This is a genomic window from Fodinicurvata sp. EGI_FJ10296 (genome assembly GCF_040712075.1).
GTDB lineage: Bacteria > Pseudomonadota > Alphaproteobacteria > DSM-16000 > Inquilinaceae > JBFCVL01.
In genome coordinates this window covers 1-9,061 of record NZ_JBFCVL010000017.1, presented here as the reverse complement: position 1 = coordinate 9,061, position 9,061 = coordinate 1, and the positions used below count along the sequence as shown (strand labels likewise).

The following is a 9,061-nucleotide window of genomic DNA, read 5'->3' as shown; positions in this document are numbered from 1 at the left end:
CCGATCACCTGACCTTCGAGCTGACGGATGTCGATGCCCTGTGCGAAATTGCGGGCTTCGACATGGACACGCTGCGGCACAAGATCCTGTTGCCGATGGACACTTGAGCACGCCTCAATTTCACCTGCATCGTGGTAAATCGCTGCAATAGCGCAGCGCACGTCGGACGCGATTGCCGTCAGCCGGCATCCGGCCAGTCCGGATCTTGCTTAGTCCCGGATCTTGCTTAGTCAGTGTCCCGGCGGGGTATTGCCTTCCCTGCCCTCGCGGATACAAACCTGCCTGCCTACGCGGGTGACCGGGGGTGAGTGCCTGCTGCGTCCTGCCTGCCTGCTCCTGGCGGCTACCGGAACTCGACGATCTCTCCCAACGTTTCGCCGGCCAAATGTTCGGAGTAATGCTTTGCAATATCGCCGACAGAGACTATGCCGACCAGCCGTCCCGCGTCGTCGCATATTACCAGCCGCCGGACCTGATAATCGCCCATGGTTGCTGCCACCTCCTCGACGCTTGCGGTCGCAGGGCAACTCACGACCTGAGGGGTCATCACATCCTGCACGACGGCACGCGTCGAACTGTCCGCGGCGACGTGACCGATCACGATATCGCGGTCCGTGAGCACTCCGACAATGTGACTTCCTTCCATCACGGCGACAGACCCGACGTCGTGTTCATGCATCAGCGCCGCCGCTGCGGCGAGCGTTTCGCCGGACGTAACCGTGACCGGTTTGCGCATCAGTCTGCTGATTTCCATTCTTCTTCCTTTCTGGCCGGCGGGCCGAATTCTAGCTTTTGCCTCGCGCGATACCCTCCGGCATTCGTTCTATTAAGGGTTGCAAGCCCCTCAACAGGCAGTCTGCGCTTATCTGCACGATCCTGCCTTTACCTGCGTTGCCGCGCGCATATCAATTTGCATTTTCTGCGCCGGGATCCCCGCGGCAGGTTAATCGCTGTTAATGCGCTGTGCCCGCGAGCCGTGCGAAGAGTGGATCATCAAGATTCTGGCGCGGCCACCGGGAATAGGCCGCTCCCGAAACAGGGGGGGTGCAGCAATGACCGAACGATGCACGACGGGCCGCTTCGTCAGCATTCCGCTCCTGAGTTCGGGCCGGGCCGGGAGACGGCACAGCATAACCCGCAAGCTGGGCAACATGCCGGATGTCGCGCTTCGTGCCATGCGAGACTATGGCCTCTCCGACCTGGACATCGCCCGCTACTACGGCCTGACGCTCGCTTCCGTCCGGCGTCTGTCTCAACTCTTTTCAGTCGCTCCGGGCAGGCCCGATTCCGGTTGTTGGATCGGCCGGCACAAGGTGGCAAGGCAAGCCCCTTCGGCGGCTGCGCAGGATCGAACCTACGAAGCGGACACCAATACGAGAAATGATACATGCAAATCCGCGAGCATCGGCGAGATCGCGTCCGCAACCGAGATGAATACGGCCTTTCGCAGGATCCCGCAGCATCGTTATCCATTTATCATTCCGGATGATCCCACAGCCAGTGAGCGCGTCGGAGATGTTTTTGCCGATAACGGCTTTCTGACCGAGCCGAGCAAGCGCGAATGCCACAACTGTGGCGACGCCTCCGAAGCCCTCGCGGCTTTCTTTCAGAGGCAATCTGGCCCCGGGACCGTACATGCCTTCGATGAGCGTGACTGCCACGATCACTATACGCTGGAAATGCCTTTCCTGACGGCGGCGAAGGTCCGCAGGATGCGCGTCATGCTGAATGATCAGCGGCGGCTTCCGTTTGGACTGAACCCCGAACCACAATTTGGAAGTCGGAATAATATGGCTCGAAGTTCGGCGGCCACCCCAAAACATCCAGGGGGCGCTCCCGACCAAAGCGAAACGGCCGGGGCGAAAAAGAGTCGACAGCCTGAGCAGGGACCGGACGAACAGGCCCCGGCAAAGCAGGCGTCGAAGGCGCATACAACGCAGACCATGGGGCCGCAGGCTGATGCGGAACGCGAAGAGCGTTGTGGCGTCGCGTCGGCGCCGCCGGAACTCCACCGCGCCTATAGCTTTGCCGACCCCGAGGAGCAATACCGTATCATGGCGCTCGATGTCACATCGAAAGCCGCAATGTCACGGGCGACCGCCGGGCTCACGGCCTGCCGCCTAAGCTTAAAATTCTTCACGTCAACTGTACACGCGGCGGGATCGGCCGGCAAGAATATGCAGCTTGCCGATCATGCAATTCGTTCGTGGGGTCGGCAGTATTACCTGCGGAAGCCGGCCGGCCGGCAAAAACGGATCGGCGTGCTGCTGGGCCGCGACCTGCAAAAACCTGATACTAGGAGCGGACAGCAACGAAACGGCTTTCGGTATGCAGATGTCCGACCAATGCGAAGGCAGGAGACGTCGCCCGCCGAAATCATGCTGCTTCTGCCCAAGCTGCGGTTTGCCGCGCGGGTTATGACCGGAAGCGCGGAGAGGGGCGACCATTTGGTCGCGCAGACCCTCAAACGTGCCATCGCCGAGGCGGCGCGCAAGCCGAGGGAGATTCCGCTGCTGGATTGGTTGAACGGGATCATGGATGACTGCCTTGCTTCGCGCATGTATCCAGGTGGTGATCTATGGGCCCGCAGAGTGCACTGACAGGCCGTTCAACCGGCCGCACAATACTGCCAGCCTAACAGATTTCGTTCGTCACGTGCCGGATGCATCGAGTGGGTGCGACCTGCGCGGAGTCATTTTCTCCAAATTTCAATTGCAGCCCGGCCACGACGGTGCCGGAAGTTTCTGGCTCTCCAAGGCCTTCGCCCGCATCCCTGGCGAAATATCCGGAGCGAATCCGAAGGGAGCCCATCGGCCATCGGATCCCAAGGCCGATCTGCTTCGCAATGCGTCGCCGCCGTTGCGAATATCCCGGCGCGGTCATCGGATACGTCGCCGGCAACCCCCAACGCAGCCGATAAGCCTCCGGTGTCAGATCGTATTGTCTTTTCAGATACGGTCTGAGCATGGCCGTGCGATGACCGTCCTCAAGGCAGATAATATAATCGCTGTGCACGGATTGAGATAAGGGGACGGCCGGGGTCGGTGGTTGAGAGGAAGCCTCGACGGCGGACAGGACGTCGGAGACCGATGTGATCAACGAGGGGAGGTCAATCGGATCAACCGGATTGTTACGTAAATAGGCACAAATAATATTTGCGGTATCCCGGACGATGCGATCGCGTTGTATGGGGGCAAAATGTGCGTCATACATTTGAATTCTCATTTTATGATGGGACCGATTTCAGGACGCAATTAGTAAGAATATGACTTTGTACTTATGCGCAGTCAATACATGTGACCATAATGATTATAGATTGATGGTGCAATTTGTTCATAGACGGAATCAATTTTCATCTACATCTTTTTTCGAGAATTTTCACCGACCGTACTGCCGTTATTGTACATTTGTATTCTTATATCAGGAATTAATAATTTATTTAAAATGACAGGCTGACCATGCCTCCGAATAATGCCGAAAACATCCAATTTTCGCGGAGAATATGGTCCATGAGAGAATGGCTGGGACGCTTTACCGTATCAACCAAATCAATGGCCGTTGTTATTGTACTGGCCCTTGTCGCGATCGTCATTGCCGGTGTCGGGGTTCAATCGCTGGATCGAATGACCCGAGCGGCCGATGCCATCGACCGGGCCGGCACTGAGGCTCGTTTGGGCGCGCAGCTCTCCGCCGATGTCCTCGCCCTGAATCGGGCGGAATATGCCACGGCTGCCGATCCGGGCATGGTGGAAGAGATGCGCACAGAAATCATGACGCGGCATCAGGTGTTCACAGAGCGTCTGGATCGTCTGCGCGCACGGGCCACACCCGCTCAAATGGCGTATCTGGAGCAGATAGGCCGCGAATACGATGCCTATTTCGCGGAACTGCTACGCACGCTTGAAACGGCCGAAGACGTCGACGTCACGATATCGGCCGACCAGGAAATGGTGTTGTCCAGTGTCGAGGCCAGTCGCGATGAGGCAGTCGAACTGCGCAACACGGTCGATGCGTTCGTGGCCGAGTCCGAAGACATCGCTGCGGAACGCGCAGCTTTGACGGAACAGCAGGCATCGACCGCGATGACGATCATGGTGCTGATCGCTGTCGCCGGTATTGGTGCTGGCATTACCGCCGGATTGGTCATCGCCAGAACAGGCATTGTCGCTCCTCTGAACCAGATGATCGTTGCCATGAAGGGGCTCGCTGCCGGCAACCTGGAGACAACCGTTCGCGGTGAGACGCGCAGAGATGAAATCGGCGATATAGCCCGCGCCTTGGCCGTGTTCAAACGCGGCGCCCAGGATCAGCAAACGATGGTTGAAGCACAGCATGCCGAAGCTCAACGCAAGGAAGAACGCGCAGCGGAGGTGAAGGTGCTGACGCAAACCTTCGAAACCGAGGTCGAGGAAGCGATGCAGACATTGGCGTCGGCCGCTGAGGAACTCGAAACCACTGCCCGGTCCATGGCGAACACGGCAGATACAACCAGCAGTCAGGCCGAAACCGTTGCCGCTGCCTCAACTCAGGCCACGGCCAACGTCCAGACCGTCGCCTCCGCCACGGAGGAACTGACGGCATCGATCGAGGAAATCGGCCAGCAAGTGGCGAAAACCTCCTCAATAGCCGAGCGTGCGGACGATCAGGCCGATACCGCGTCGACACGGGTGACGGATCTGCGCACCAGTGCGGAAAAGATCGGCGAGATCGTCACCCTGATTTCCGACATTGCCGAGCAGATCAATCTGCTGGCGCTGAACGCCACCATCGAGGCTGCGCGCGCCGGCGAGGCCGGCAAAGGCTTTGCAATCGTGGCCCAAGAGGTCAAGCAATTGGCGCGGCAGACGGCCCAGGCGACGGATGATATCCGGGCGCGGGTCGGCGACATGCAAAACGGGGTCGAAGACACCGGTCCCGCGATCCGGGCCATCACTGAGACCATTCGGGAACTCAACGAAATCTCCACGGCCGTCGCGGCGTCGGGTGAGCAGCAATCGGCGGCCACTCAGGAGATTTCTCGCAACATCCAGGAAGCCGCTCACGGTACCCAGCAGGTCGCCGACAATGTCGACGGTCTGAAATGCGTGTCTCAGGACACTGCCTCTGCGGCGGAGCAAGTGGCCTCGACCGCGAACGGCGTGGCGACCCGCAGCGAGGCGCTGAAACGTCAGATCACGGCTTACATCAAGGAGATGCAGGCGGCGTGACCCGCCGCCCCTCACTGCGTGTGTGCCGTGCATACCCCCATCCCACAAATGGGCAATGCAGAATAAATGCCCGACCCCCATATAAACTACTAATGGTGGTGCCATGTAATTTTTGATGTATTAAAGCTGGGGGATTTTTATTTTGCCTTTAACGACGATGGACAACCCGTCGGATAACGGAGCTCAGTTCTCATTTCCCCGGAATTTCGAGTCTGACAATGCCTTGAATGCGATTGCCAAGGTGGCGGCCACGACCACGGATCTGCCCATTGGATTGGTGACATTTTTGACTCGCGATCGGCAATTCTTTCTCGGCCGACATGGCACGGAGACGACCCAGACTCCTGTTGATCAGGCCATTTGTGCGACCACGGCTCAACAGGGCGCCCCACTGGTCATCCCGGACCTTCATCAGGATGATCGCTTCAGTCGAATGATTCTGGAGGGCGATATGTCGGATCTCCGATTCTATGCCGGTGTTCCGATCGTGCTCGACAGCGGGGTGCGCGGCGGCACTGTGTGTGTCCTCGATATGCGTCCCAGGCACGATATCACCGCTGCCATGGTGACTATACTGGAGGATCTGGCTCAGGCCGCCGGCCGGATCATCAGCGACCGCATCCATTCCGAAGAAATCAGGCAGATGGCGCTTCAAAATCAGCGCGAGGCAGAAGAAGCGAGCCGATCGAAAACGGTTTTCATCGCCACGATGAGCCATGAACTCCGCACGCCGCTGAATGCGGTGATCGGATTCACCGAGTTCCTCGATTGCGAGCTTTATGGTCCACTCGGAGACCCGCGTTACAAAGAGTATACCACCCATATACTGGAAAGCAGCCGCCATCTGCTCAGCCTGATCGAAGACATCCTGAGTCTTTCGAAAGTCGATGCCGATGGCTCGGACTTCTCGCTGGAGACGGTCGATCTGGCCGAAGAGGTCGATTGGTGTCTGAATCTGATGCGGACAAAGGCATCCTCCGCCCGACTGACCATCCACAACGACATTGACGCCAGTTCCTCGATGGTGACAGCCGATTGTCAACGGACCCGCCAGGTACTGCTCAACATCATGACGAACGCCGTCAAATATACGCCCGCCGATGGTACTGTTACGATTTCCGGCACGGATGGCGGCGATCGGGCAGCGCTTCTGATTTCCGATACCGGCATCGGCATCGATGCCGAAACACTGAACGCGATCGGGGAGCCGTTCTTGCGGGGTCCTGCGGCGGAGAAAACCGCAACACCAGGCAGCGGGCTCGGTCTTGCCCTGTCAAAACGGTTGATGGAACGAATGGGCGGCGCATTTGACATCGACAGCGAGATTGATGCCGGAACGACGGTGACATTGACATGGCCAAAAGCCTTCTCGCAGCCCTGACGCTTTTTACGGCGTCAGCCGGAACGGAATCGGTCGAGCGTGCACTGGGCTCTATGCCGTCATGAACATCGCTGCGGTGAAGGTGGGAGAGTTCGGTCGTTACAAGGGCCGGATACGCGTCAGCAACCGGCCGCGACATCGATCGACCCGGAAAGATGCCCATCAGCCCTTCGATCTCCTTCCGGATCGTCATATCCATCACCAATAGAACCGGCAGCGCTCCCGGTAGCCCCGCCACTCCGGATCGAATGCTTTTCAGCACATCCAGGCCGGATGCATCCCCCACCCTGTTGGTGATCAGAATGTCGATTGGCGTCGAGCCATCCGGACACGCCATGATTTCGGCGTGATCCCGTGCGAACAGGCACGGAAATTCAATGCATGATCGACGATCAGCCCGAGTGCCTGCCGCACGGCGTCGCGCAGAAAAGGCTGCTAGCAGGCTGCTGAAAAACTGTCCCGGACGGCGGTGAGTATGGCTTCGTCGCCCTGGTCGAAGATGAATTCGATCTCCAGGGCGCCATCGTCAAGCAACTCGGCCGAGCCAGTGCCGGCGACTTCGTCCATCTCGTCGAACCCGCGCCAGGTGAAGTGGATGATTGTCCGGCTGTAGCCGATATCGAAGCCGGCTTGAAGCGCTCCGAAGGTGATCTCACCGCGTCCGTTCGTGGCCACGATAAAGGTGGCGGGTCCCACGAGGTCGAGATAGTCGCGCTCCCAGAGGTCGGCGCCGACAATGCGCCAGCGGCCGATGATCTGGCAGTCGATCGGAGCCGTCATGGCGCAGCCCCGATCAGCTTCGGCAGGCGCACCAGATTGTAGGCGGCGGTCGTCAGCGTGACCTGCCAGCCAACGCGGTCCAGGCCGCGATGACGCGCCTTCCGCCCACCGGCCCCGTCTTTGATCCAGCCGAAGCATTCTTCGATCCGCTTGCGTGCCCGTTGGCTGACGGCATAACCGGGATGGCGGGTCGTCCGATCATCTATGGCAGAACGCCGGCGGGCCTTGCCGGTATCGTAGGCGTTCTGTGCGACGTGGGGGGTAATGCCAAGTTCGCGCAATTCCGCTACGAAATCCGCGGTGTCGTAGCCCTTGTCGGCGCCCACGGTCATTCCGGGCCGACGGGCACGGGCGGCCAGCATATCTACCGCCGCCAGGGTTTCGGCGTTACCGTGAGCGCGGGTCGTGCGGACATCAACGATCAGACCGTTGCGGTTCTCCGTGAGGAGGTGGCTCATGTAAGCGAGCTTGGCCTCCTTGCCCCGTCCCTTGCGGAACAGCCGAGCATCCGGGTCCGTGGTTGACGCATGGGTCGCGTTCGATCGTCGGTCGCCGTGGAAATCTCGCAAAACGTTGCGACCGCCCGAAGGCGGATCGCCGCCGCCGGTGCCGTCGTCATCCTGTCCCTTGGGCTGAAAGCTCTTCACCGAGGCCCATGCTTCCATGAGCGTGCCGTCGAGCGAGAAATGCTCTCGGCTGAGCAGCGGCGCAACCTTGGGATGGACCAGGATCGCGGCCAGAAATCGCTCGGCCACCGCACCCTCGAACAAACGGTCACGGTTCTTGGCGTAAACCGTCGAATGCCAGACCGGATCATCGATCCCCAACCCGACGAACCAGCGGAACAGCAGGTCGAAATCCAACCGCTCCATCATCTGCCGTTCGGAGCGCAAGCCGTAGAGTGCCTGAAGCAACAGGGCGCGCAGCAACCGTTCCGGCGGAATGCCGGGACGACCCTGATCGCTGTGTATCTCCGAAAATGTACTCGACAACTGCCGCAGCCCATCATCGACGATGCCACGGATCACGCGCAGCGGATGCTCCCTGGGCACTCGCGCTTCCAGATCGACATAGCTGAAAAGGCTGCCCGATCGGCTGTCATCCCCGCGCATTCTTCCCTCCCAAACTCGCTCACACCGGAGAGAATCACGCCAAAACGCCAACGTCAGCTACTTTTTCAGCATCCTGCTAGTCACCAATTCGTACGATGATGGATCTCTCCACTAACGTCATAATACAGAATCCGTTATTAGAATACACTTATTATCGGGTAATATTAATTTTCTGACATTTAAAATTCAGAATTTTAACGCGTTTTAAGATTATTCATCAATATTTATACGGTCTTATAGCGCTTTTCCAACTCTACCTCTGAGATATCTATCTGAAAATACACGCGTAAAGCGTTGCCGGTTGAAATTCGCCTTCAGTATCCACATCTCGATTTGTCATTTGCATCAAGATCTGGAAACAGATGACGACAAGCAGTGATAGGATCGACGAAGAGATCGAGATTTTCCGGCCCGCGACCGAAGACGGGTACGCGGACGATCGGGCCAATGATGGGCGCCATCTCTCCACTCTGGCGGAAGCCGTGGCCGGCGGCGACCCGGCGCTGTTTGCGGATTACGGGCTCTGGCTGCGCTCGATGCTGTCGGCGCGAGGTGTCAGGGCCGACGATGCAAATGCAAGC

The 9,061-nt window shown here is 58.8% G+C and carries 8 protein-coding genes; 4 read left to right on the top strand and 4 right to left on the bottom strand.

Features of this window, described 5'->3' with window-relative positions:
- Positions 1-343 precede the first annotated feature (343 nt).
- Positions 344-754, bottom strand: a complete 411-nt coding sequence (locus ABZ728_RS21820) for a CBS domain-containing protein (RefSeq protein WP_366658554.1) — start codon at positions 752-754, stop codon at positions 344-346.
- Positions 755-1,052: 298 nt separating this feature from the next.
- Here ABZ728_RS21820 and ABZ728_RS21815 point away from each other — a divergent pair, with 298 nt between their 5' ends.
- Positions 1,053-2,600: a hypothetical protein gene (locus tag ABZ728_RS21815; RefSeq protein WP_366658553.1), complete on the top strand. Its 1,548-nt coding sequence runs from the start codon at positions 1,053-1,055 to the stop codon at positions 2,598-2,600.
- 34 nt (positions 2,601-2,634) lie between these two features.
- On the opposite strand, the gene ABZ728_RS21810 is transcribed toward ABZ728_RS21815, so the two are convergent.
- The gene (locus ABZ728_RS21810; RefSeq protein ID WP_366658551.1) at positions 2,635-3,213 is read right to left on the bottom strand and encodes a MucR family transcriptional regulator; all 579 of its coding nucleotides are present in this window, start codon (positions 3,211-3,213) and stop codon (positions 2,635-2,637) included.
- Positions 3,214-3,509: 296 nt separating this feature from the next.
- On the opposite strand from ABZ728_RS21810, the gene ABZ728_RS21805 reads away from it, so the two are divergent.
- Both ABZ728_RS21805 and ABZ728_RS21800 read left to right on the top strand, forming a co-directional pair.
- A complete protein-coding gene (locus ABZ728_RS21805; protein ID WP_366658550.1) occupies positions 3,510-5,207 on the top strand; it encodes a HAMP domain-containing methyl-accepting chemotaxis protein in 1,698 nt (565 codons plus the stop codon).
- Positions 5,208-5,364: 157 nt separating this feature from the next.
- Complete coding sequence (locus tag ABZ728_RS21800) at positions 5,365-6,588, top strand: GAF domain-containing sensor histidine kinase (protein WP_366658555.1); 1,224 nt, start codon at positions 5,365-5,367, stop codon at positions 6,586-6,588.
- Between the two features lie 435 nt (positions 6,589-7,023).
- Here ABZ728_RS21800 and ABZ728_RS21795 read toward each other — a convergent pair whose 3' ends face one another.
- On the bottom strand, positions 7,024-7,368 hold the full coding sequence (locus tag ABZ728_RS21795) for a hypothetical protein (protein WP_366658548.1): 345 nt from the start codon (positions 7,366-7,368) through the stop codon (positions 7,024-7,026).
- Positions 7,365-8,480 carry an IS5 family transposase gene (locus ABZ728_RS21790; protein WP_366658547.1) on the bottom strand — a complete coding sequence of 372 codons (1,116 nt, stop codon included), beginning with the start codon at positions 8,478-8,480 and terminating at the stop codon, positions 7,365-7,367. Before ABZ728_RS21790 ends, ABZ728_RS21795 begins: the two co-directional genes overlap by 4 nt.
- Before the next feature lie 362 nt (positions 8,481-8,842).
- Between ABZ728_RS21790 and ABZ728_RS21785 the strand changes: the two genes are divergently transcribed.
- Positions 8,843-9,061: hypothetical protein (locus ABZ728_RS21785; RefSeq protein ID WP_366658546.1), on the top strand; the 219-nt coding region annotated here is incomplete at its 3' end.

Coding starts and splice junctions, on each gene's coding strand:
- ABZ728_RS21815 (WP_366658553.1), top strand. CDS start 1,053: ATGACCGAACGATGCACGACGGGCCGCTTCGTCAGCATTCCGCTCCTG.
- ABZ728_RS21810 (WP_366658551.1), bottom strand. CDS start 3,213: ATGTATGACGCACATTTTGCCCCCATACAACGCGATCGCATCGTCCGG.
- ABZ728_RS21800 (WP_366658555.1), top strand. CDS start 5,365: ATGGACAACCCGTCGGATAACGGAGCTCAGTTCTCATTTCCCCGGAAT.
- ABZ728_RS21805 (WP_366658550.1), top strand. CDS start 3,510: ATGAGAGAATGGCTGGGACGCTTTACCGTATCAACCAAATCAATGGCC.
- ABZ728_RS21820 (WP_366658554.1), bottom strand. CDS start 754: ATGGAAATCAGCAGACTGATGCGCAAACCGGTCACGGTTACGTCCGGC.
- ABZ728_RS21795 (WP_366658548.1), bottom strand. CDS start 7,368: ATGACGGCTCCGATCGACTGCCAGATCATCGGCCGCTGGCGCATTGTC.
- ABZ728_RS21790 (WP_366658547.1), bottom strand. CDS start 8,480: ATGCGCGGGGATGACAGCCGATCGGGCAGCCTTTTCAGCTATGTCGAT.